Genomic DNA, 24,093 nt, shown 5'->3' on the forward strand with positions numbered 1-24,093 from the left:
TCCCCTTTGGGGAGAGGATGAGGGGTTAAGCCGCGTTCCCCTGCGCCAGCGGTGCCAGCCCGGCAGGGAGCTTACTCAACTCCTGCACCAGCATCTCCTTGCTGATTTCCGGGATGGTTTTCGCCCCGGTCAGCGTCATCGCCACCTTCATCTCCTTCTCGATCAGGTTGAGCAGATTGGCAACGCCTGCCTGGCCGTGGGTCGCCAGCGCGTACAGATAGGCGCGGCCCAGCAGGACGGTGTCGGCGCCGAGGGCAATCATGCGTACCACGTCCAGCCCGTTGCGGATGCCGGAGTCCGCCAGAATCGCGATATCGCCCTTAACCGCATCGGCAATGGCGGGCAGGGCGCGGGCCGAGGAGAGCACGCCGTCGAGCTGGCGGCCGCCGTGGTTCGACACTACGATACCGTCAGCACCAAAACGCACCGCATCCCGGGCATCTTCCGGATCAAGGATCCCTTTGATCACCATCGGGCCATCCCAGAACTCGCGGATCCACTCCAGGTCTTTCCACGAGATGGACGGATCGAAGTTATTCGCCAGCCAGCCAATGTAATCTTCCAGTCCCGTCGGTTTGCCCAGATAGGTGGAGATATTCCCCAGATCGTGCGGGCGGCCGTTAAGCCCCACATCCCACGCCCATTGCGGATGCGTTACCGCCTGCCAGTAGCGGCGCATCGCCGCATTGGCACCGCTCATCCCGGAATGGGCATCGCGATAGCGTGCGCCGGGGGTCGGCATATCTACGGTAAAGACCAGCGTGGAACAGCCTGCCGCCTTCGCCCGCTCCAGGGCATTGCGCATAAAGCCGCGGTCGCGCAGGACGTAAAGCTGGAACCACATCGGGCGCTTGATAGTCGGAGCCACCTCTTCAATCGGGCAGACGGAAACGGTTGAAAGCGTAAACGGAATGCCCTTCGCATCTGCGGCGGCGGCGGCTTGCACTTCACCCCGGCGGGCGTACATGCCACACAGCCCGACCGGGGCGAGGGCGACCGGCATGGAGAGCGTTTCATTGAACAGCTTCGTCTCAAGGCTCAGGTCGGACATATTCTTCAGCACGCGCTGGCGCAGGGCCACTTCCGACAGGTCTTCCACGTTGCGACGCAGAGTGTACTCGGAATAGGCCCCTCCATCGATATAGTGAAACAGGAACGGCGGCAGGATGCGCTGGGCGGCGGCGCGATAGTCACTGGCTGCGGAAATAATCATCAGTTCTTCTCCCTGGAAATAACGGTATCGCCCGGCAGACGGGTGATACGCGCCTGCCGGGCCTGATCTTCATCAAATTGTTTAATGGTGGTGTGGACGAAGCCCAGATGCGCCATCATCGCGGCGCGTGCGGCTTCGGCATCACCTGCCAGAATGGCGTTGAGGACCGCTTCGTGCTGCTCGGTCAGCCGGGCAAAAACCGGCGGCACCAGATACATGCGCTGGCGACTCTGCTTTACGGACGATTGCAGCAGGTCGAAGAAGCCGCGCATGGTCTGGAGCAACACGACATTGTGTGAGGCCTCGGCAATGGCCAGATGAAACCGGACGTCTGCCTGCGAGGCGATATCCGGATCGCTGCTTTGCGTGGCCTCGAAACAGGCTTTGAGCTTCTCTTTATCCGCTTCGGTTGCCCGCATAGCCGCATGCCATGCGGTGCTGGTTTCTATGGCGTGGCGGGCTTCGAGGATGTCAAAGCTGTAGTCCGGGTCGTTCTCCATCAGAGTTTTCAATGGCTGAACAATGTTCTGCCCGGACCAGTCATCGTCCTGCCAGCGCACAAAGGTGCCACCACCGCGACGGCTCACTAGCACCCCTTCGCTGACCAGGGTCGCCAGGGCTTCGCGCAGCGAGTTACGCGATACGCCAAGCCGGGCGGCAAGCTGGCGTTCGGCGGGCAACTTCATGCCCGCTTCCAGCTGCATCTCTTCAATCAGCGCCCGCACGCAAGTAGCAATCTCGTCGGACAGGCGTCTGGGCATCACTATCATGGGATCATCCAGGTTAAGACATAGGCCTGCAGGGTGGTGATGACCCCGACCATGCAGGTAAATATCAGGCTGTGTTTAACGGTAAAGCGGAACAGGTCGGACTCTTTCCCCACCAGGCCTACCGCCGCACAGGCAATGGCGATGGACTGCGGGGAGATCATCTTGCCGGTGACGCCCCCGGTGGTGTTGGCCGCCACCAGCAGGACATCCGACACGCCAATCTGCTGCGCGGCGGTCGCCTGCAGGGCCGCGAACAGGGCGTTCGATGAAGTATCTGACCCGGTCAGGAACACTCCCAGCCAGCCGAGGAACGGCGAGAAGAAGGTGAAGGCTGAACCGGTATGGGCCAGCGCCAGGGCCAGCGTTGACGACAGGCCGGAGTAGTTCGAGATAAAGGCGAACGCCAGCACCATGCCGATGGAGTAGATCGGCAGCATCAGCTCTTTGATGGTTGCGGCAAAAGTCTGCACTGCGGCAACAGGCTTCATGCGCAGCCACACCACGGAAAGGAGGGCGGCAAACAGAATGGCGGTACCGGTGGCCGAGAACCAGTCGAACTTGAACACCGCCGCGTACGGCGTGGCTTCATGTACCACCGGCGGCATACGGGCAACCATCTTGTCGAGGAACGGCACGGAGATATTGACCACCATGTCATACAGCGCGCCGTTCGGAGCGAACAGGGCTTTAAACGGTGGGATACTCCACAGCGTCACGGTCGCGGTCAGGAACAGGAATGGGGACCAGGCGCGGACGATTTGTCCTGCGGTATAGCCCGTGCGGGCCAGGGTCTGATCCACGTGCGAGGCGCCCATGTCGGCAAAGCGGAAGATACGCACCGGCTGCCAGCGTTTCAGGAATAGCGTCAGACAGACCAGCGAGACCAGGGAAGAGATAATGTCCGGCAGTTCCGGGCCAAGGAAGTTAGAGCTCAGGTACTGGGCGATGGCGAACGAGCCACCCGCGACCATTACCGCAGGCCAGGTCTCTTTAATGCCGCGCCAGCCGTCCATAATCGCCATGATCCAGAACAGCACGATAATGGTCAGGAACGGCAGCTGACGGCCCACCATCTGACCGATCTCAAAGCTGTCCAGCCCGGTTACCTGCCCGGCCACCAGAATCGGAATACCCATCGCACCAAACGCCACCGGCGCGGTGTTGACGATCAGGCACAGACCCGCGGCATAGAGCGGATTGAAGCCCAGCCCGACCAGCAGGGCGGCGGTGATTGCCACCGGCGCACCGAATCCGGCAGCCCCTTCCAGGAACGCGCCGAAGGAGAAGCCGACAATTAGCATCTGCAGGCGCTGGTCCGGGGTGATGGAGAGGATCGACGAGCGGATAATGTCGAACTGCCCGGTCTTCACCGAGATTTTATAGACGAAGACTGCTGCAATGATGATCCACGCAATCGGCCACAGGCCATAGAAGAAGCCATACACCACCGAGGCCAGGGCGCGATCCACCGGCATTTTATAGAAGAACAGCGCTACCAGCAGGGCGATGGCAACGGTGTACGTCGCCGCAAGGTAGCCCTTCAGCTTGAGCTTAATCAGCGCAAAGAAGAAGAACAGAATAGGTAGCGAGGCGATCAGGCTTGATAGCCAGATATTTCCTGCCGGATCGTAGTTTTGTTGCCAGAGGCTCATTGCAGGTCTCCTGAGGACCACACCTTCTGCGAGGCGGTGAGTCTGTGCTCATCTCTGCGTCACATTATGTGTAAAAGTGGTCCTGCCAATAGTGTGATGTAGGGTTAATGACAATAAATGGTTAACCAAATGTTATTGGTCGGCAATGTGTTTGTAAGTGAAGATTATGGAAATGTGAACCGGGGAAGGGTTGTTTAGTGAATTGGTAGGGCCAATTTGCGGGGCTTGTATTGAATACTGACAAACCCCGCAAAAACGGATACCTAAATAATGATGAGTTAAATAGCAGTTTGTATGTCTTCAGACTCCTCAACAACAATGAGACCATTATTTTGTTTGAGTTGTTTATCTTTTATCTGCTGCTCAATAACTTCTGAGATTACTCGTCTCAAAACACTACTCGTTGATTTGAAACCAAGCATTGTTGAGACGGTCAAAATGATTTCATCTTCTGTGGCACCCAAGCTGGCCCTGACGATTTCTAGTGCGCCTGCAGCAATTTCTTTGGGTGCAATCATTTCAGGTTTACGTAAACCTGCAGATAAAACGTTCTGCCTGTTCCTTAGTTGAATGATTGTTTCGGTATGGATGAAGAAACCATTTTCCTCATAAATTTTACCTTTCTTACAAGCAATTTGAGCGGCCTGTGCAACAACGCCTTCAATGCGTGATCCTGCTCGTTGTAAACCCCATGCTGTACGAAGGCGTGTAATAATTTCGTTCAAATGAATTGGGGATTCTGTGAAAACAATTTTTTCAATCATATCAGCAAGAATGCCGGTGGGTGTTTCATGTAAGGCGTACAGAAGATTGGCTTCAGGCTTAGCTTCCTCATAGTTAATAGACTGGTCATTAGCGGAATCGGTTCTATCTAAACCAACCGCAACAACATCCTCTCGTTCAACTGTCACGATCTCGACAGGAACAGCACGGGCACGTCCTGACGTATGTTCAGCTCTGTTATTCAGCTCTGTTTTCGCATTCTCGATCGCATTGATGACTTTTTGCAGTTGCTCTTCAGGTCGTTGGAACCAATCGGAGCTCCAGATTCGGTGTATGATCCAGCCATGATCTTCAAGAACTGCTTGGCGTAAACGATCGCGCTCTCTGGCAGAGCGAGAAGAATGATAAGCGCTGCCATCACATTCAATTCCCAAAAGATAACGGCCTGGTAAGTCAGGATCAGCAATTGCTAGATCGATAAAGAAGCCCGCAATTCCCACTTGCGGATGTACTTGATAGCCTTTAGCCTGGAGCGCAGAGGCGACTTGTTCTTCAAATACGCTATCCATAGGGCGGCCGGAAGGCGCGGATATTGATAATCGTCCTGTACGAGCGTATTGAAGGAAGAGTTTGAACGCCAGAACGCCAATACCTTTGGCGCGCTCAATATCGATATCTTCATCGGTAATGGAGGCAAAAACCTCACAACGACGTTTTGCTCGGCTAATCAAAACATTCAGGCGTCGTTCACCGCCTTGTGAGCCTAATGGGCCGAATCGCATTGCAAGATAGCCTTGTTTATTTCGTGCATACCCCACCGAAATCATTATGACATCACGTTCATCGCCTTGGATATTTTCAAGGTTCTTGATGAAGAATGGCTCCCCGGGGTGAGCATTGAAAAAGTCTTCATGTTGTGGATTTAAACGGCGGAGTAGTTCTAATTCATCCTGAATGGCTTTACGTTGAGAAACAGAGAAAGTTGCAACACCTAATGAGAGTTCAGGATTTTTTTGAATATGCTCAAGGATTGCCATAGCAATCCTTTTGGCCTCAATAGGATTGGCGTTACCTGCTCCTGATTCGAAAACACCATCTTCAATATAATGGAATCGTAATCCCATACCAGCCTCTTCGGTGTAGGGGCTAGGAACGATGAATAATTTATTCTCATAAAACTGGCTATTGGAAACTGCAATGAGAGATTGATGCCGACTACGGTAATGCCAGCGCAGCATCCGCTGTGGTAGCCCTCGGGCTACAAACAAACCAAGAATACTCTCTATATCAGCAACTTGAGTGGTGTCGTCATCGTCGTCGTCGTTGCTGGCTTCAGTCATACGAGAGAAGAAGCTGGTAGGGGGTAATTGACGCTCATCACCAACAACAACAACTTGCTGACACCGCGCAATTGCTCCAATTGCATCGACAGGTTGTATCTGACTAGCTTCATCCATCACAAGTAAATCAAATGTTTGCTTTCCAGGAATCAGGAATTGCGCAACGGAGAGCGGGCTCATCATCATGACTGGTTTCAGAGCTTGAATTGCCGGGCCTGCTTTAAGCATCAACTGGCGGATTGGCATATGGCCTCTTTTCCTCGCCATTTCAGCACGTAATACACCTACAGGGCCAGCGGCTCCAATTTTGGAGGGGATACGACGATGATGTGCGCGAGCGACTTCTAAACTTGACGACTTTATACGCCGGAGATCCAATTCGGCAAAATAGTTCACTTTACGGGAATGAAGTTCACCATCGAAACGGGACAAGGAAGGTGTCTGCTGGGCCATTAAACTAAACAGCGATTCATAATAAGTATATTCAACAGAGCTGTAGCACATGGACAGAGATAAACGACCATCTTCAAGTCTCTCCACAACTTCAGTGAGTCCTTGCTCATTGGCCTGGTTACGTCTGTGTTGCCAAGCCACCCATTTTGACAGCTGTTCTGCATTCTCAACCCATGACGTTAGTCTATTTAGTACGCTATCGATACGTACATGTTGATTATCTGTATGGAAGAGCAAATCAGTTGTTGATTCCAGTTCTCTGGCTAGGCTTTCCACTTCGCCAATAATGAATGAACTCGTCGAAGAAAGTTGGTTAGCAGATTCCATTAACTCACTGCGATCATTGATATTCACACAAATGAAGCGTAGGTCACCGTGTTTTTCTATCCATGTATAATCGCGCATAAGTTTTGGCCAATCAGACTGACTGCTAAGCCAGTCACTACCAAAAGCTGCACACCCGGATTCAGATTGATCTTCAATAGCCTTTTTCTGCTGTTGAAGATCAATAATCTTGTTAATCAGTAATAGACGCTCGCAAGGCTTGTCCGCCGGAACTTTGATTACCTGATGAGATTTTGAGTCTATTCGATCCAGTTTTTGTGCGAGGGCTTCTATGAAGCTTAATGGTACGCGTTTAATTGAGTAGTGATTATCAAACGAGGACTCCGGAGTTGCGCCGAAAGCTCTCCAGAGCTGATTCAGTTCTATATCAGTCTTATCCAAGAGCTGTCCCAATTTCTGGCTAAGGTCTTTTAAGATTTCACGATCAGATAGCTGGCTTGCAAGCACGCGAGCCTCTGACCCAACATCTTTAAGCGTTGCCATCCACTCGACCAATGCTTTTAAGGTATTACTATCACTAGCTTCACCACGCCAGTGTGGCCCAAATGCGCTACTGCCAAATTCGTTACTGCTGAAGATATTTTTCCGTAGTGTTTGCGCTTGGATAATATTATCCAGAAGTTCAATTTGCTGCTGAATGGGCTGGTTTGTATCTCGAATGAGAGAACGGGAAAGTGCACGCGCACGGCGCCACTCACCATTGAGGAATTTAAATACTCCTGTATGTATCGCGAAACTATGTCGAATCTGAGTTAGTTCGGTATCCCACACGATTTCGTAAACATGAGGATCTATTTTTTGGCGCAGTGAATTTAAAGTGGCAATTGAATTCACTAACTCCATAGCTTGTTCAACACCATGATCCCAAACTGAAGCGATAAAAGCTTGCGGACTCGCATCCGGTGCATTCGCAACTCGTAAGCTTAGTTCAATCAGTGACTTAACTTCCTGAGAAGAATGATAGCTAGATACTGTACCTAGCTCTTTAGTTAAGTTGGTAACAGCAATTTGGATTTGAGGTAACAGAGGTAGCAGAGACCTTGCTGCCGAAAAACCCACAGGCAAAAAATCTTCCGGAATAGTCTGCAGCTCATCATGAAGTTCAATGAGTTGGGTATCAAATTGATCGTCATGTATTAGGTTTCTGATTTCTTCTAAATTTTCCTTATATCTAATCCCTTGATTGATAATGTCATTTATGTCGAGGAGAGAGTGGGACCATATAGGATTGACTAATGCTGCCTCTTCAAATGTAGGCGCTTGATTTATTGCCTGTGCAACATCTACGATTTTATTTGTATCGCTAAAAAGGTTCAGTTCAGATGAAATACCTACTCTTTCGGCTAAAGTAACAAGCGTGCTTTGAAAGTTCTTTGTCTTATGTAGCAACGTATCAATTTTAGGCAGCAGGCGATCAAGTTCTCCAGGTAAAATTGATTCTCGTTTGACCCCATTCCATGGATGATCTTGAGGTAGACCAATATCTTCAATTCGTTCGACAAGCTCTTTTACAAGATTCAGCCGTTTTGTCAGTTCGTTATTACTCCATTCATTAAAGCCATGAAGAATAAAGTCAGTTGGTGTTTGTCCATTTTGGCGTAATCGCACCAACTGGCCAATTACCTGATAAGGGCTCAAACCTGAAGGAATATATACCTTATGCAGTTGGGCTGGATGTGCATTCAACGAATCGCGAGCTTCCGTTAAGTTCTCAATCAATTCATCCGGGAATTCGCCCCGTGGGGAACCTAACTCCCATACACGCTTTAACTCCTCAAGCAGAATTCGCTTGTTAGCCTTATTACTATGAAGTTCAAGGCAAGCATCGCCTACGCCAGTTAGGTCCAGTCGTCGCTTAACCACTTCCAGGGCTGCCATTTTTTCAGCAACAAAGAGGACAGTTTTTCCATCAGCAATTGCAGATGCAATGATATTGGCGATCGTTTGCGATTTACCGGTTCCGGGTGGGCCTTGGATTACCAAGTTTTTGCCTTGTCTGACTTCATGGATAGCTAATGTCTGAGAGCTATCGCTATCCATAATATGGAGCATATCTCTTGGTGTAATGATGGGGTCTATAGAGCTGTCTTCAGAGATAAGTCCATCGCTTTCATCAAAGCCTTCTTCCATCAATGCACGTATAAGATACTTAGATGTGATGGCTTCATCATCAGGCCAGTTAGCTGGATCTAAATCCCTATACATCAAGAATTTAGAGAAGGAGAATAACCCCAGGATAATATCATTGGCCTTAACTTCCCAATCGGTTTTCAGCGCTATTGCTTGTTGGACAGCTTCGAAGTAGGCATTAACGTTAATATCATCATTATCATCATTATCATCAGGCTGCATCACTGGCATCTTGATATGATGAACACGTTCAAGGAAGGCTTCTAAAGAGAGGTTAGGGATAATATCTTCTTGTCGGGCTTTTAGTTTGAACCTCTCGCCAGCGTTGCCTCGCTCCAGGCTAACAGGCACCAATATTAATGGCGCATAGCGTATATTTTCTTTATTGACAGGATCAACCCACTTCAACGTACCCAAAGCCAAGAAAAGGATGTTCGCACCTTGTTCTTCTTCCAACGTTTTTGAGTCGTGAAACAAATCGAGTAAACGATTCTGCAACCCTTTAGGGGTCAGACGAGTCTGCAGTTTTGTATCAAGGTGCTGGGATTTAGTTTCAGTACTTGTTTCATCGAATTGATATATAAATCTTTTTTCGTCAGTGGATTCTTCTTCTGATTCGTTATCTACTTCTTTCCCTGACTTGCCATGAAGAAAAGTGAACGTCTTTTTCTCATTAAATAGAAGGTTGTAGATTAGTTCTGAACGCTCATCAATCACCTCTAAGAAGCGTGTATTTTTAGAACGAGGGATATTTAAGAGGCGGTTTCTTGCTCCTAAATCAAGTAGTTCTGCCCTAGCTTTTTCAAGTTTTTGTTCTAACGAAAGGTGAATCGCCACGGATAATCTAGACACTTCCGAGCCGTTGATAATACTGGTTTTCATATTCTGTCGGTGACATCTGATCGCTGGAACCATGCCGACGCTTACTGTTATAAAACATTTCGATGTAATCAAAAATATCGCTGCGGGCTTCTTCCCGCGTTCCGTAGATCTTTTTCTTTATCCGTTCACGTTTCAACAACTGGAAAAAGCTTTCTGCAACCGCATTATCATGGCAGTTACCGCGACGGCTCATGCTGCCCTCCAGGCCGTGTGATTTCAGGAACGACTGCCACTCATGGCTTGTGTACTGACTGCCCTGATCCGAATGAACCAGCACCTGTTTTTGGGGATTACGCCGCCATACAGCCATCAGCAGTGCGTTCAGGACAATGTCCTTTGTCATCCGGGATTGCATGGACCAGCCGATAATTTTGCGTGAGAACAGATCAACAACCACGGCAAGATACAGCCAGCCTTCGTGGGTCCTGATGTAGGTTATGTCCGTTACCCAACGCTCATCCGGAGCATCCGGATTGAACTGTCGCTGGAGCCTGTTGGGCGACACGATACTGGCCTCGCCTTTACGTGCCCGCGGGCTCCGGTATCCGACCTGAGCCTTTATCCCGACACGTTTCATCAGTCGCCAGACTCTGTTCACTCCGCACTGTTGCCCGCTGTCCCGCAGATCCAGATGGATTTTGCGATAACCATAGACGCATCCCGATTCCAGCCAGAACTGTTTAATCTGCCCTGTCAGCCTCAGGTCTGCCTGATGGCGTTGTGAATGCGGCTGCTGAAGCCAGGCGTAAAAACCACTGGGATGAACATCCAGCACCCGACAGAGCAGGCGAACAGGCCAGCAACAGGTGTTGTCACGGATAAAGGCGTACCTCAGTCGGACAGCTTTGCGAAGTACGCCGCGGCTTTTTTTAATATGTCCCGTTCGTCGGTAACCCGCTTCAGCTCTTTCTGGAGACGGCGGATCTCGGCCTGAGCATCTGACTCTTCTTTATTAGTGGAAGAATCTGAACCGTACTTCTTTATCCAGGCGTAAAGGCTGTGGGTGGTGATATCGAGACGTGTTGCAACGCTGGCAACAGAATAACCGCGATCAACAACCTGTTTGACTGCTTCAATTTTAAACTCTTCGGGATAACGCTTACCGCTCATGGGCACCTCTCTTTAAGCCATCTTAAATGACTCTGAGGTGTCTGTTAAACCCGTGGCGATTCAAGGGCGCTATTTTGGAAGGTTGAGCTTTCAGAAGGATTCATAAAATTTATAACCTAATGCAATTACAATCAATGCGCACGGAAAAATCTATTATATTTCAAGGGCATGGATTGTGTATTAATTTAGATTGGAAAAAATGAATATCCACTTTACTCTCATGGAAGAAAATTGTGAACCTATATAATTTTGATATGGGAAATATACATTCATTCTGCAGGGGGAGTATTGAAGCATATAAAAAAGCCCAACTCATTTTTTAGAAGAATGTGTTGGGCTTTGTTATTAAGATGTTAGTTAAACTATTCAGAACTCGGTCTTACTGAAACCGGTCATCTCTTTCAGACCCATTTCACGACCCAGCTCGGTCATCGGATGGACAACCACCAGGCCGCGCACGCTTTTCTTCAGCTTGCCCATATCGGCCTGCTCTTTCTTGGTGATCGCACGGCGGAACGGCAGCTTAGTGAGTTTTTGCGCCTCTTTGCTCAGCTTCTGGCTGTGCACGCTGCGCAGACGTTCGATCTCAGTTTCCAGCGTCGCTTTCTCCTTTTCCAGTTGGGCGTACTTCTCTGCGGCATCAACCAGAGAGAGGCTGGCCTGCTGGTGGCGGATCAGATCCAGACGATCGCTCAGACGTTTAATTTCACTCTTTTCGACTTCTTTCATAACAAATGGCTCTAAAAACAGGGGGAATTACCACAAAGGATACACGAATGTGCGCAGGCTTACTTCTGAAACGCTTTTTTTAAGCTGATTCGGGAAATCAGCTCGGTCAGGGAGAGTACCATGGTGGAGCGAACAATCTGCTGATAACGCTGTTTCTGCATGGCGTACAGTTCAGGATCGCTGGTATCAAAATGCGGGGCCGGGGGCAGGGCGGTAACGCAATGCAGCTCGCCCAGCGGGCCGAGGATCTCGTCGTCGGTAAACGAATATTCGTTGCCGTCGTGATTGAGCTCCTCGCGCAACGCCATCAGCAGTTCCGCATCTTCATACTCGTGACGGCTGATGACGCCCAGGCCATAGATCAGTTTCAGACGTACAGATAAATCGCCCAAGGGGCCGTCACCGTCGAGTAACGGTTCAACTGCGTATTTCACTGCGTAGTCGTCTTTGCGAAACACCTGAAGGACCAGGATATTCACCGCCTCGGTTAATAACTCGACGGCGGATATCAGGAAACTTCGAACGGTTTTGCCAGCATTCAGACGCTCCAGCACACGGTTTTCAAAGGCCTGGGTTTGTTCCATTATTGCCTGCATATCTGACAAACTATATTCCGGGCGCAGGATGACCTGCGCCAGTTCCTGCATCATTTGGTTGTGTTATATACGTTCACCGCCTCCACAACCACGTCGCTGTTGGCATCCAGACCGGATACCTGCGCCAGCGCGGCCTGTGGACCTTTCTCAGCAATCAACTGCGCCAGTTCCTGCGCCTGCGGATCTTCTTCGCTGCGGTAGTGCATCGCGGCAGCAATGCCTTTGACCAGGTTGGCGTGCGGCAGACCATATTCCAGGGTACCGAGCAGCGGCTTAATCAGGCGATCGCCCGCACTCAGTTTGCGCAGCGGCTGACGGCCAACGCGCTCAACGTCATCTTTCAGATACGGGTTTTCAAAACGACCGAGGATTTTCTGAATGTATGCCGCATGCTTATCGGCATCAAAACCGTAGCGTTTAATCAATACCGCGCCGCTCTCATCCATTGCACCTTTTACCACGGCGCGGACCTTCTCATCGAGAATGGCGTCACGAATGGTCTGATGACCGGCTAATTTACCGAGGTAGGCGGTTATAGCATGCCCGGTGTTCAGCGTGAAGAGCTTACGTTCGACAAATGCCATCAGGTTATCAGTTAATTCCATGCCAGCAATGTCAGGCAGTGGGCCTTTAAACTGGGTTTTATCGACAATCCATTCGCTGAAGGTCTCGACGGTCACTTCCAGCGGATCGTGAGTGGCAGAGGCGGACGGTGGCACAATACGGTCTACGGCGGAATCAACAAAGCCAACGTGCTCTTCAACCCAGGCTTTGTCTTCATCGGCTACCGCGGCCATCACGTGGCCTTTCAGCTGGCTGGTACCGCGCACCATGTTTTCACAGGCGATGATGTTCAGCGGGGCGTCGTTACCCTGGGCCTTACGTTTGGCCAGACCTTTCGCCACCGCTGGCGCAATGCGCTCCAGGACCACCGGACCGACGGCTGTCGTCACCAGGTCAACCCCGGCAATCAGGTCGATAACGTCGTCGCCAATGCTGCTGACCGCGTTGACGCCGGTCACGGTTTCAACCTGCTCGTTTTCGCCAACTACATGCACCTGATAGCTATGACGTGCATTCAGGGCATCAAGTACCGTCTGATTGACATCGGCGAATGTCAGCGTAATGCCTGCGTCTGCCAGCAGTTTGCCGATAAAGCCACGACCGATGTTACCTGCGCCAAAATGTAATGCTTTCATAGTATTAACCTTCATCAATGTTTTTACCCGAGAGGGCTGGGGTGAGGAACCACGCGAATTTCCCCTCACCCTAGCCCTCTCCCCAACGGGGAGAGGGAGGTTTGCTTAACTTACTTGTTCAGCAGCGCCAGAACTTCTTCTACGCTGGTGGTGTTAGCCAGACGTTCGATAACACTCTCATCGTCCAGGGCATTGGTCAGGCTGGTAATCACCTGAATGTGCTCGTTGTTACGGGCCGCGATACCAATCACCAGACGGGCGATGTCATCTTCTTCTTCACCGAAGCGCACGCCTGCCGGGTACTGACAGAACACCACGCCGGTTTTCAGAACGCGATCTTTCGCTTCAACCGTACCGTGCGGTACCGCAATGGATTCGCCCAGGTAGGTCGGGGTCAGTTTTTCACGTTCCAGCATCGCTTCAACATATTCTGGCTGAACGTAGCCGCCTTTCACCAGCTGCTCACCGGCAAAGCGAATCGCTTCTTCTTTATTGCTCGCGGTACGGCCAAGGAAGATGTTCTCAGCACCCAGACGGAACAGGTGGCTGTTGCTCTCATCGAAGCTGTCCTGCAGGCTGGTACGCACTTTCACTTCGTTTTCTTCGTGACGCTGTGCCGCCACCAGGCGTTCGGTCAGGCTGGTATACAGGCCGCTGTCGAGGAAGTTGGTCAGCGAAATGTGCTGCGCCTGCGGTACCTGGCGCATCGCACGCTCGGTCAGGTCGCGGTGGGTGATGACCAGGTCAACATCCGGCGGCAGGCTGTTAATGGCGCTGTTGGTAACGGAGATCTGAGACAGACCGGCATCCGCCACTTTCTTACGCAGTACGCCTGCACCCATGGCGCTGGAACCCATACCGGCGTCGCAGGCAACGATGATTTTACGTACGTGGCTCAGGTCGTTAGAGACATCGCCCGCAGCCAGCGGCGTTGCGCCTTTAGACTGGGCTTTCATGTCCTGCATACGACGGGTTGCCGCTTCGATATCGTCCTCTTCTTTCACTTTGCTGGTTTTCAGCAGGATAGACGCCACGATGAAGGAAACCGCCATTGCTGCAAAGATTGCCGCGAGGTTAGCGAAGTAAGCACCTTTCGGGGTCATCGCCAGTACTGCCAGGATAGAACCCGGAGAGGCTGGAGAAACCAGACCGCCACCCAGCACGCTCAGGGTGAACACACCGGTCATACCGCCGAGGATAACGGCGAGGATCAGACGTGGGTTCATCAGCACGTATGGGAAGTAAATTTCGTGGATACCGCCCAGGAAGTGGATGATTGCCGCACCGCCCGCAGACTGTTTCGCACTGCCACGACCGAAGAAGATGTACGCCAGCAGGATACCCATACCTGGACCCGGGTTCGCTTCAATCAGGAAGAAGATAGACTTGCCGAGGTCATGAGACTGCTGAATACCCAGCGGTGAGAAGATACCGTGGTTGATGGCGTTGTTAAGGAACAGGATTTTCGCCGGTTCAACAAAGATGGACGCCAGCGGCAGCATGTCGTGGGCAACCATGAAGTTAACGCCTGCCGCCAGCAGTTTGGAGAGCACTTCAACTGCCGGGCCAATGCCGAGGAACGCCAGAATCGCCAGGATCATACCGATGATGCCGGCAGAGAAGTTGTTCACCAGCATTTCGAAGCCGGATTTGATCTTGCCATCAACCCAGACGTCAAATTTCTTAATTGCCCAGCCGCCCAGTGGACCGGCAATCATTGCGCCGAGGAACATCGGCATATCCGCACCGACAATAACACCCATGGTGGTGATAGCACCGACCACGCCGCCACGGTCACCGCCTACCAGACGACCACCGGTATAACCGATGAGCAGCGGCAGCAGATAGGTGATCATTGGGCCAACAAGTTTCGCCAGCGTTTCGTTAGGCAACCACCCTGTCGGAATAAATAACGCGGTGATGATACCCCACGCGATAAACGCGCCGATATTTGGCATCACCATGTTGCTGAGGAAACGACCAAAGCTTTGAACTTTGATCTTGAAATCGGATGACATAAAACACCCCTTCTTTTTGTTTACGCAGGCCTTCGGCCCGAGGTTTGTTGTTAATGCGGTGGCAGAGGTTGCCCAGCCCTGTTCTGATGTCGTGAAATTTGGCACTTAATACTTTAACTGTCCAGACAGGCAAAAATAGTGTGATCTGAGTCACGTAAAGGTAGGGGGTGAGTCAATGAATGAAGTGATATACATCACAAAATTGAAGTGTAAAAAAAATACAATGGACGTAAAAGCGGCATTTTGACCCGTGAAATGTGAAATAAATCACATTTTGTTATCGTCTGTTTGTTTCTGGAGTGTGATCAAATCCACAAAAAATTTTTATACGGAATACTCTGGAGGCACTCGTCGGTAACATCTGCATTACCGCTCGACGCCGGTATGTAAGTCAGCAACACAGTGAATTCGTACATGTCGATGCTGCGTAAATTCCTGCTGCGCATAACCCGCTGGATGCGCGATGCATCGCCTGCCTTTTTTCTTTGCCTGAGCCATACTTATGCTTTTGTTGGCGGATAAGGAGCAGGCAATGAAACTCATCGGCAGTTATACCAGTCCCTTTGTACGTAAAATCTCCATTCTCCTGCTGGAGAAAGGCATCACTTTTGAATTTGTTAATGAACAGCCCTATCAGGCTGAAAGCGGTGTCGCGCAGTACAATCCCCTGGGCAAAGTCCCGGCGCTGGTAACCGATGACGGTGAACACTGGTTCGATTCCCCCATCATTGCCAGCTATATCGAACTGCTGGGTATCGCCCCGGCAATGATCCCCCGTGAACCGAAAGCGGCGCTGGCTATCCGGCAAATCGAGGCGCTGGCGGACGGGATCATGGATGCGGCGTTAGCCTCCGTGCGTGAACAGGCCCGCCCGGCGGCGCAGCAATCTGAGACCGAGCTGCTGCGCCAGCGCGAGAAAATCGCTCGCAGTCTCGATCATTGTGAGCAGCTGATCCGCGAGGGGAAAATTGCCACCGACAGCGTCAATCTGGCGACCATCGCCATTGCCTGCGCCATCGGCTACCTCAATTTCCGCCGGGTTTCACCGGGCTGGTGCGTTGATCGTCCGCTGCTGGTTAAGCTGGCGGAAACCCTCTTCCAGCGTGAAAGTTTCGCCCGTACCGAACCGCCAAAGGCTTGATGTCGTCGATAACACTTCCTTGCCGGACGCGGTACAATCGCCCTGACATTGACTCCCTCTCCCGTCGGGAGGGGGGAAAATACCTAACCGTCAGGCATATTCATGACTACTCAGCACGCTCTCTACAGCCAACTCCCCGCGACCGATCGTCTGCTTCGCGATGCCCGTCTTACTGCCATTATTGCCCGTTTTGGTCACAGCCGAACGGTGGAAACCTTGCGTCTGTTGCAGGACGAAGCCCGCGCCGGGATCCGCGCCGACAACCGCCTGCCAGCGTGGTGCGACGACTGGGCCCTGGAGACCGAAAAGCGGCTGACGCAGGATGACGAACAGGGGCTGCGGCAGGTGCTGAACCTGACGGGCACCGTGCTGCATACCAATCTGGGACGCGCGCTGCTGGCAGAGGAGGCGGTTGCCGCGGTCACCCAGGCGATGCAGGTGCCAGTGACCCTGGAGTACGATCTCGACGGTGCCGGACGCGGCCACCGCGACCGCGCGCTGGCGGCGCTGCTGTGCCAGCTCACCGGGGCGGAAGATGCCTGCATTGTGAATAACAACGCTGCGGCGGTGCTGCTGATGCTGGCCGCGACGGCGAGCGGCAAAGAGGTGGTGGTCTCCCGTGGTGAGCTGGTGGAGATTGGCGGCGCGTTTCGCATCCCGGATGTGATGACCCAGGCCGGGTGCCAGCTTCGCGAGGTGGGCACCACCAACCGTACCCACGACCGGGATTACGCCGCAGCCATCAATGAAAACACCGCTCTGCTGATGAAGGTGCATACCAGTAACTACCACATCGAAGGCTTTACTCATGCCGTCGACGAAGCCGAATTGGTGCGCATCGGGCAGGAGAAAGAGGTGCCGGTGGTTGTCGATCTGGGCAGCGGTTCGCTGGTGGATCTCAGCCGCTATGGCCTGCCGAAAGAGCCGATGCCCCAGGCGCTGATTGCCGCTGGTGTCAGCCTGGTGAGCTTCTCGGGGGATAAGCTGTTAGGCGGTCCGCAGGCGGGGATTATTGTCGGCAAGCGCGATCTGATTGCCAGATTGCAACAGCATCCACTGAAACGCGCCCTGCGGGCGGATAAAATGACCCTCGCCGCGCTGGAAGCGACCTTGCGCCTCTATCTTCATCCGGAGACGCTGGCCGAACGGCTGCCGACGCTACGCCTGTTGAGCCGCGATGCCGCCTCCATTCATCGTCAGGGAGAGCGGCTGCTGACACACATTGCTGCACACTATCCTGACTTCGAGGTGCGGGTGGAAGATTGCCTGTCGCAGCCGGGCAGCGGGTCGCTGCCGGTGGATCGTCTGCCCGGCGCGGCACTGACCTTTACCCCGCGCGACGGGCGCGGCGGCCAGCTGGATGCGCTGGCATTGCGCTGGCGCTCGCTGCCCGTGCCGGTGCTCGGACGGATCAAGGACGGGCGCCTGTGGCTGGATTTACGTTGCCTGGAAGATGAAGCACTGTTTCTGGAGATGTTGTTGAAATGATTATTGCCACTGCCGGTCATGTTGACCATGGCAAAACGACGTTGTTGCAGGCGATCACCGGCGTCAACGCCGACCGACTGCCGGAAGAGAAAAAGCGCGGCATGACCATCGATCTGGGGTATGCCTACTGGCCGCAGCCGGATGGCCGGGTGCTGGGGTTTATTGACGTGCCGGGGCACGAAAAGTTTTTATCCAACATGCTGGCGGGGGTGGGCGGTATCGATCACGCCCTGCTGGTGGTGGCCTGTGATGACGGGGTGATGGCGCAGACGCGCGAGCATCTGCAGATCCTCAGTCTGACCGGCAACCCGCAACTGACGGTGGCCCTGACCAAAGCCGATCGCGTCGATGAGGAGCAGGTGGAGGCGGTGCGCGAGGAGGTGCTGGCGACCCTGCGCGATTATGGCTTCGCGGATGCCACGCTGTTTGTCACCGTCGCCACCGAAGGGCGGGGAATCGATGCCCTGCGCGATCATCTGCAACAGCTCCCTGAGCGCGCCCATGCTGACCATCACCGTTTTCGGCTGGCTATCGACCGCGCCTTTACCGTGAAAGGGGCGGGGCTGGTGGTGACCGGCACAGCGCTGTCTGGCGAAGTGCGCGTGGGTGACAACCTGTGGCTGACCGGGGTCAACAAGCCGGTACGTATTCGCGGATTGCACGCGCAGAATCAGCCTGTCGAACAGGCGCACGCCGGACAGCGTATTGCCCTGAACCTGGTGGGCGATACGGAAAAAGCCGAGCTGAACCGCGGCGACTGGCTGCTGGCCGAAGCGCCGCCGGAGCCTGCCACGCGGGTGATTGTCTCCCTGCAGGGCGACGTACCGCTCGCGCAGTGGCAACCGCTGCATATTCACCATGCCGCCAGCCACGTGACGGGGCGTGTCTCGCTGCTGGAGGGAGCGCTGGCGGAGCTGGTCTTTGACACCCCTCTGTGGCTCGCCGACAACGATCGGCTGGTGCTGCGCGATATTTCTGCCCGCGTCACCCTGGCCGGGGCGCGGGTCGTGACGCTTAACCCCCCACGTCGCGGTAAGCGTAAGCCGGAGTACCTGCACTGGCTGGCGACGCTTGAGACGGCAACGGATGACCGCAGCGCCCTGCTGGCGCACCTGGAGCGTGGGGCGGTGAATCTGGATGACTTTGGCTGGGCACGCCAGCTCAGCGGAGAAGGGCTGCGTCAGCTGACGCAGCAGCCGACGTTCATCCAGGCCGGAAACGGTCTGTTAAACACCCCGGTTGCCGCCCGCTGGCAGCGTAAAATTCTCGATGTGCTGGCAACCTATCATCAGCAGCATCAGGATGAACCTGGCCCCGGGCGCGAGCGCCTGCGCCGTATGGCGCTGCCGATGGAGGATGAGGCGCTGGTGCTGCTGCTGATCGAGCGGATGCGCGAGAGCGGGGAGCTACACAGCTACCATGGCTGGCTGCATCTGCCGGATCATAAAGCGGGCTTTACCCCAGAGCAGCAGGCTGTCTGGCAAAAAGCGCAGGCGCTGTTCCGCGACGAGCCGTGGTGGGTACGCGACCTGGCGCGTGAAACCGCCACTGAGGAACAGACCATGCGTCAGGTGCTGAAGCATGCGGCGCAGCAGGGGCTGATCACCGCGATCGTCAAAGACCGTTACTATCGCCACGATCGTATCGTCACCTTTGCGAATCTGATCCGGGCGCTGGATAGCGAGCGCGGCTCGACCTGCGCGGCAGATTTCCGCGATCGGCTGAACGTCGGGCGTAAACTGGCGATCCAGATCCTGGAGTATTTCAACCGCATTGGCTTTACCCGCCGCCGCGGTAACGATCATCTCCTGCGTGACGCGCAGCTCTTTACCGGCGAGTCGCCGCAGCCTTAAGCCTCGCTTCTGGCAAGTTTCTGTTTTGCCAGCCATACGGCGCCCAGCCTGCCAGCCTGGTTACCCAACTGGCAGGGCAGGATGGGCACCTGCAACGATTCCCACTCTTCAAAGGTCTGCAGGTGCCTGTCGAGCAGCTTATAAATTTTCTCCTGCTCGCTGATGCCGCCGCCAATCAGCACCACCTGCGGATCAAACATGGAGATGACGCTGTAGACCCCGCGGGCCAGAAACAGCGCCCACTCTTCGACGGCTTCGCGCAGGTGCAGGTCGTTCTCCATACGCTCGAATAGCTCTTCGCCTTTCGGCATCTCCTCTTCGGAGACCGCCAGCGCCCGGCGGCAAGTCTCCATCAGCCCTTTGGCCGAGGCGACTTCATGCATCCCTTCGCCGTTCTTGCCGACCGGGATCACCCCGAACTCCCCGGCGCGGTGGTGCGAGCCGCGCCAGAGATCGCCCTCCACCACAATACCGCCGCCGATGCCGGTGCCGAGCGTAATGCAGACAAAATTTTCATATTCACGCCCCGCGCCGCGCCAGCGTTCGCCCAGTGCAGCGCAGTTAGCGTCATTCTCGGCGATAACCGGCAGGTCCGTCAGCTCTGAGAAAAGCGCATACAGGTTGACGTTATCCAGATAGTCGAGCGCGCCCGCCTTTGCGGCTTCGCCGGTATGGGTATTGATGTGGCCAGGAAAACTCACGCCGATAGCCGCGATCTCGTGTTCATTCTGGTAAGCCTCGACCACCTCGCGCCATTGTTGCTTAAAGCTCTCCTCATCCTCTGGGGTATCAAACTGATCGGTGGCGATTTCGTTGCCGTTCTCGTCGATCACGCCGTGTTTAATGTGGGTTCCGCCCACGTCAAAGCCGATAAAAAGCCGCATTTATCCTTACCTCCGCCCGGGTTGTGCGCTTTAAGTATGGCTCAGCGCCGGAAACCAAACGTAAAGTAAGGTAATGCGTGAAGGGGCTCGCAAAGCAGGCGACGACTGGCGATATTTTCACCGCCGCGGTCTACCTTTGAAGGACACTACACACAAGGAGACAGTCATGACGAATAACCCTCCATCAGCACGTATCCTGCCTGGCGAATATGGTTTTCCTCTCAAACTTAAAGCCCGTTATGACAACTTTATCGGCGGCGACTGGGTTCCTCCTGCCGACGGCGACTATTATCAGAACCTCACCCCGGTGACCGGCCAGCCGCTGTGCGAGATCGCCAGCTCCGGGAAACGCGATATCGATCTGGCGCTGGATGCCGCCCATAAAGCGAAAGAGAAGTGGGCGCACACCTCGGTACAGGATCGCGCGGCGATCCTGTTCAAAATCGCGGATCGCATGGAGCAGAATTTGGAGCTTTTAGCCACGGCGGAGACCTGGGACAACGGTAAACCGATCCGCGAAACCATGGCCGCCGACGTGCCGCTGGCTATCGACCATTTCCGCTACTTCGCCTCCTGTATTCGTGCGCAGGAAGGGGGGATCAGCGAGGTGGACAAAGATACCGTGGCCTATCACTTCCAGGAGCCGCTGGGCGTGGTCGGACAGATCATTCCGTGGAACTTCCCGCTGCTGATGGCTGCCTGGAAAATGGCGCCCGCGCTGGCGGCAGGCAACTGTGTGGTGTTGAAACCGGCGCGCTTAACTCCGCTGTCGATCCTGCTGCTGATGGAAGTGGTGGGCGACCTGCTCCCGCCGGGTGTCGTGAACGTGGTCAACGGTGCGGGCGGGGAGATTGGTGAATATCTGGCGACCTCCAAACGGATCGCCAAGGTGGCCTTTACCGGCTCCACCGAAGTGGGCCAGCAGATCATGCAGTACGCCACCCAGAACATCATCCCGGTCACGCTGGAGCTGGGCGGAAAATCCCCGAACATCTTCTTCGCCGATGTGATGGACGAAGAGGATGCTTTCTTTGACAAGGCGCTGGAAGGATTTGCGCTTTTTGCCTTCAACCAGGGTGAAGTCTGTACCTGTCCAAGCCGGGCGCTGGTGCAGGAGTCCATTTACGAACGCTTTATGGAGCGCGCCATCCGCCGCGTGGAGTCGATCCGCAGCGGCAACCCGCTGGACAACGGTACCCAGATGGGGGCCCAGGTTTCCCACGGGCAGCTGGAGACGATCCTCAACTACATTGATATCGGGAAGAAAGAGGGGGCGGACATCTTAACCGGTGGGCGGCGCAAGATGCTGGACGGGGAGCTGAAAGAGGGTTACTACCTGGAGCCGACCATCCTGTCCGGTAAAAACAACATGCGTGTCTTCCAGGAGGAGATCTTTGGCCCGGTGCTGGCGGTGACCACCTTCAAAACCATGGAGGAGGCGCTGGAGCTGGCCAACGATACCCAGTATGGCCTGGGCGCAGGTGTCTGGAGCCGCAACGGCAATCTGGCCTATCAGATGGGACGCGGGATCCAGGCAGGACGCGTATGGACCAACTGCTATCACGCCTATCCGGCCCATGCCGCGTTTGGCGGATATAAACAGTCGGGTATTGGCCGTGAAACGCACAAGATGATGCTGGAACATTACCAGCAGACCAAGTGCCTGCTGGTGAGCTACTCCGACAAGCCGCTCGGGCTGTTCTGACCCTTCAGCGCAGGCCGCCGCTGGGTGGCCTGCGCAATCTGCTTACGCAGGGTATTCAGCACACCGTCGAGCACATACTGTACCCGCCATGGTTGATAGTCACGTTTACGGAAGATAGCCACCAGATCCAGCCACCACTCCTCCTGATGCGCGAAGCAGGGCACCAGAACACCCTATTCGATCTCTTTCTGCAGGCTCTGTTTGGGCGCAAAAACGATCCCAGATGATTGCGCGCCAGCTCCAGCGCCGTCTGGGTATTGTCGCAAATATAGTTCCCGGTGACTTTATAGTCATGTATCTGATTGCTGTGATTCGAGCGGAAACGCCAGATATTGGCATCGTCGATAACCATTGAATCAATAAGAATACAGGAGTGGTTAATTAAATCTTCAGGATAACTAATAGGGTGCTTTTTAATATATTCCGGGGTAGCGAATGCGGTAACCGAATATTTGGTTAAGGTCGTGGCGACCAGACTTTCATCTTTGGGTAGAGCATAGGTAATTAAAATATCGCAATCGTCGGGGAACACGACGCCTTCGAGAAACTCGCTGCCACTCAGGTTATAGGTTTTCAGGCTAATGCGAATATCGCCAATATTTTCGATCTCATGAATCACGTGGCGGGCCAGCCAGGTAATGATACCCGTTGGTCCGTAAATAGTCACTTTACCGCGTTTTTCATGCTTATAATCTGCAATAAAATTAACTAGTTGTTCGTTCTTTTCGAGCGAGGCGTTGATAAAGGGCAGCAGCGACTGGCCAAACTGGGTCAGCGCCAGGTGGCGGGTGGTGCGCTCAAAAATCTTCAGCCCGACGCGAGTTTCGAAATCCGAGAGATATTTACTGACGTTGGCCTGGGCCATACCCAACAACGCGGCAGCATCACCAATGCTGTGAGTGGCGGCAATGACGGAAATAATTTTTAATTCGCGCGGTTTGATTTGCAGCTTGTTCATTGCCTGATGCTCATCTATATGAATTTATATATAATATTATACAAATATCAAAATTGCATTGCGATTTTTGTAACCATTATTATGCGCCGGGTCGCAGGAAATTTAATGGATTACAAACAATGACGTTTAAAAAGAGTTTACTCATCGCCACGGTTTTATTTGCGGCTACTCCCGCAATGGCTGATGAATTTTCAATTGGCGCGGGCGCCGTTTTTAATGAATCACCGTATAAAGGTTATAACGAGAATGTTTCCGCTGTTCCATTAATGCCCTACGAAGGGGAACATTTTTACGTGCGTCAGGCTACCGGCGGCTGGATTGCCTGGAAAGATGCCAAAAACGAACTCAGCCTGACCGCCTCCTGGATGCCGCTGCATTTCGATCCGGACGATAACGACGACTCTGCGATGAAGCAGCTGGACGAGCGCAAAGCCTCCGCGATGCTGGGCGGGGCATACTATCGCCACGAAAGCTGGGGTAGCCTGAAGTTGGCGATTGCCGCCGATGCGATGGATGAGAGCGGCGGCGTGATGGGTGAAATCTCTTATTTCCGCCCGTTCCGCATGGCGCGCCTGACCCTGACGCCATCGGTGGGGGTCTTTTACTACGATGAAAGCTTCAACGATTACTACTACGGTGTGTCGCAGAAAGAGTCCCGTCGCAGCGGTTTAGAGCAGTACAACGCAGGCGAAACCGTGACCCCTTATGTGGGTGTGGCAGCTAAATACCCGCTGACACAAAATCTCTCTCTGAATGCCAGCGCCGTCTATACCGTGCTGCCTGACGATGTGAAAAACAGCCCGATGATCGACCGTGACGACAGCTTCGCGCTGATGACCGGTCTCTCCTGGAGGTTTTAAGGAAGTAAAAATCAGCCCTCAGATATGAGGGCTGATGCTCATTA

Annotated in this window: 15 protein-coding genes and 1 pseudogene; 5 read left to right on the forward strand and 11 right to left on the reverse strand. The window is 53.6% G+C overall.

The genetic code is table 11. From position 1 onward, the window contains the following. Positions 1-25 precede the first annotated feature (25 nt). From lldD to C3406_RS19255, 9 genes are all read right to left on the reverse strand, one after another. Positions 26-1,213, reverse strand: coding sequence for an FMN-dependent L-lactate dehydrogenase LldD (gene lldD, locus C3406_RS19215; protein WP_103177742.1), 1,188 nt, complete (start codon positions 1,211-1,213; stop codon positions 26-28). Beyond that, positions 1,213-1,983 carry a transcriptional regulator LldR gene (gene lldR, locus C3406_RS19220; RefSeq protein ID WP_103824328.1) on the reverse strand — a complete coding sequence of 257 codons (771 nt, stop codon included), beginning with the start codon at positions 1,981-1,983 and terminating at the stop codon, positions 1,213-1,215. The genes lldD and lldR overlap by 1 nt, the downstream gene beginning before the upstream one ends. Next, complete coding sequence (gene lldP / locus C3406_RS19225; RefSeq protein ID WP_103824329.1) at positions 1,980-3,635, reverse strand: L-lactate permease; 1,656 nt, start codon at positions 3,633-3,635, stop codon at positions 1,980-1,982. The genes lldR and lldP overlap by 4 nt, the downstream gene beginning before the upstream one ends. 278 nt (positions 3,636-3,913) lie before the next feature. Then, complete coding sequence (locus C3406_RS19230) at positions 3,914-9,508, reverse strand: DUF3320 domain-containing protein (RefSeq protein ID WP_103824330.1); 5,595 nt, start codon at positions 9,506-9,508, stop codon at positions 3,914-3,916. Further along, a protein-coding gene (locus C3406_RS19235) for an IS3 family transposase (RefSeq protein WP_103824331.1) occupies positions 9,471-10,618 on the reverse strand; the annotation gives its coding sequence in 2 pieces (ribosomal slippage) (positions 9,471-10,381 and positions 10,381-10,618; 1,149 coding nt in all). Before C3406_RS19235 ends, C3406_RS19230 begins: the two co-directional genes overlap by 38 nt. A gap of 366 nt (positions 10,619-10,984) precedes the next feature. Then, positions 10,985-11,347, reverse strand: a complete 363-nt coding sequence (locus tag C3406_RS19240; protein ID WP_103824332.1) for a YibL family ribosome-associated protein — start codon at positions 11,345-11,347, stop codon at positions 10,985-10,987. Between the two features lie 59 nt (positions 11,348-11,406). After that, positions 11,407-11,997 (reverse strand): mannitol operon repressor MtlR, encoded by a 591-nt coding sequence (gene mtlR / locus C3406_RS19245; protein ID WP_103824333.1) that lies wholly within the window; start codon positions 11,995-11,997, stop codon positions 11,407-11,409. Continuing rightward, positions 11,994-13,142 carry a mannitol-1-phosphate 5-dehydrogenase gene (gene mtlD / locus C3406_RS19250; RefSeq protein WP_103824334.1) on the reverse strand — a complete coding sequence of 383 codons (1,149 nt, stop codon included), beginning with the start codon at positions 13,140-13,142 and terminating at the stop codon, positions 11,994-11,996. Before mtlD ends, mtlR begins: the two co-directional genes overlap by 4 nt. A gap of 110 nt (positions 13,143-13,252) precedes the next feature. Next, positions 13,253-15,160, reverse strand: coding sequence for a PTS mannitol transporter subunit IICBA (locus C3406_RS19255; protein ID WP_103177748.1), 1,908 nt, complete (start codon positions 15,158-15,160; stop codon positions 13,253-13,255). Between the two features lie 532 nt (positions 15,161-15,692). Between C3406_RS19255 and C3406_RS19260 the strand changes: the two genes are divergently transcribed. From C3406_RS19260 to selB, 3 genes are all read left to right on the forward strand, one after another. Continuing rightward, on the forward strand, positions 15,693-16,301 hold the full coding sequence (locus tag C3406_RS19260) for a glutathione S-transferase (RefSeq protein WP_103824335.1): 609 nt from the start codon (positions 15,693-15,695) through the stop codon (positions 16,299-16,301). Positions 16,302-16,403: 102 nt separating this feature from the next. Continuing rightward, positions 16,404-17,789 carry an L-seryl-tRNA(Sec) selenium transferase gene (gene selA / locus C3406_RS19265; RefSeq protein ID WP_103824336.1) on the forward strand — a complete coding sequence of 462 codons (1,386 nt, stop codon included), beginning with the start codon at positions 16,404-16,406 and terminating at the stop codon, positions 17,787-17,789. Continuing rightward, positions 17,786-19,642: a selenocysteine-specific translation elongation factor gene (selB, locus tag C3406_RS19270; RefSeq protein ID WP_103824337.1), complete on the forward strand. Its 1,857-nt coding sequence runs from the start codon at positions 17,786-17,788 to the stop codon at positions 19,640-19,642. Before selA ends, selB begins: the two co-directional genes overlap by 4 nt. Here selB and C3406_RS19275 read toward each other — a convergent pair. Next, entirely contained in the window at positions 19,639-20,526 is an 888-nt protein-coding gene (locus C3406_RS19275; protein WP_103824338.1) for an ROK family protein, read from the reverse strand. The two genes, selB and C3406_RS19275, sit on opposite strands and share 4 nt — an antisense overlap. A 166-nt stretch (positions 20,527-20,692) precedes the next feature. On the opposite strand from C3406_RS19275, the gene aldB reads away from it, so the two are divergent. Further along, positions 20,693-22,231, forward strand: a complete 1,539-nt coding sequence (gene aldB / locus C3406_RS19280) for an aldehyde dehydrogenase AldB (RefSeq protein WP_103824339.1) — start codon at positions 20,693-20,695, stop codon at positions 22,229-22,231. Here aldB and C3406_RS19285 read toward each other — a convergent pair. After that, positions 22,201-23,189, reverse strand: a pseudogene (locus C3406_RS19285) (LysR family transcriptional regulator). The gene aldB and the pseudogene C3406_RS19285 overlap by 31 nt on opposite strands. Positions 23,190-23,308: 119 nt before the next feature. Here C3406_RS19285 and C3406_RS19290 point away from each other — a divergent pair. Continuing rightward, entirely contained in the window at positions 23,309-24,049 is a 741-nt protein-coding gene (locus C3406_RS19290) for a MipA/OmpV family protein (RefSeq protein ID WP_103824340.1), read from the forward strand. The last annotated feature ends 44 nt before the right edge of the window (positions 24,050-24,093 follow it).

The organism is Leclercia sp. LSNIH8 (genome assembly GCF_002920195.1).
Lineage (GTDB): Bacteria > Pseudomonadota > Gammaproteobacteria > Enterobacterales > Enterobacteriaceae > Enterobacter.

What these genes read in the sequence shown, in the direction of transcription:
- lldD (WP_103177742.1), bottom strand. Translation starts at nt 1,213, where the DNA reads ATGATTATTTCCGCAGCCAGTGACTATCGCGCCGCCGCCCAGCGCATC.
- lldR (WP_103824328.1), bottom strand. Translation starts at nt 1,983, where the DNA reads ATGATAGTGATGCCCAGACGCCTGTCCGACGAGATTGCTACTTGCGTG.
- lldP (WP_103824329.1), bottom strand. Translation starts at nt 3,635, where the DNA reads ATGAGCCTCTGGCAACAAAACTACGATCCGGCAGGAAATATCTGGCTA.
- C3406_RS19230 (WP_103824330.1), bottom strand. Translation starts at nt 9,508, where the DNA reads ATGAAAACCAGTATTATCAACGGCTCGGAAGTGTCTAGATTATCCGTG.
- C3406_RS19240 (WP_103824332.1), bottom strand. Translation starts at nt 11,347, where the DNA reads ATGAAAGAAGTCGAAAAGAGTGAAATTAAACGTCTGAGCGATCGTCTG.
- mtlR (WP_103824333.1), bottom strand. Translation starts at nt 11,997, where the DNA reads ATGATGCAGGAACTGGCGCAGGTCATCCTGCGCCCGGAATATAGTTTG.
- mtlD (WP_103824334.1), bottom strand. Translation starts at nt 13,142, where the DNA reads ATGAAAGCATTACATTTTGGCGCAGGTAACATCGGTCGTGGCTTTATC.
- C3406_RS19255 (WP_103177748.1), bottom strand. Translation starts at nt 15,160, where the DNA reads ATGTCATCCGATTTCAAGATCAAAGTTCAAAGCTTTGGTCGTTTCCTC.
- C3406_RS19260 (WP_103824335.1), top strand. Translation starts at nt 15,693, where the DNA reads ATGAAACTCATCGGCAGTTATACCAGTCCCTTTGTACGTAAAATCTCC.
- selA (WP_103824336.1), top strand. Translation starts at nt 16,404, where the DNA reads ATGACTACTCAGCACGCTCTCTACAGCCAACTCCCCGCGACCGATCGT.
- selB (WP_103824337.1), top strand. Translation starts at nt 17,786, where the DNA reads ATGATTATTGCCACTGCCGGTCATGTTGACCATGGCAAAACGACGTTG.
- C3406_RS19275 (WP_103824338.1), bottom strand. Translation starts at nt 20,526, where the DNA reads ATGCGGCTTTTTATCGGCTTTGACGTGGGCGGAACCCACATTAAACAC.
- aldB (WP_103824339.1), top strand. Translation starts at nt 20,693, where the DNA reads ATGACGAATAACCCTCCATCAGCACGTATCCTGCCTGGCGAATATGGT.
- C3406_RS19290 (WP_103824340.1), top strand. Translation starts at nt 23,309, where the DNA reads ATGACGTTTAAAAAGAGTTTACTCATCGCCACGGTTTTATTTGCGGCT.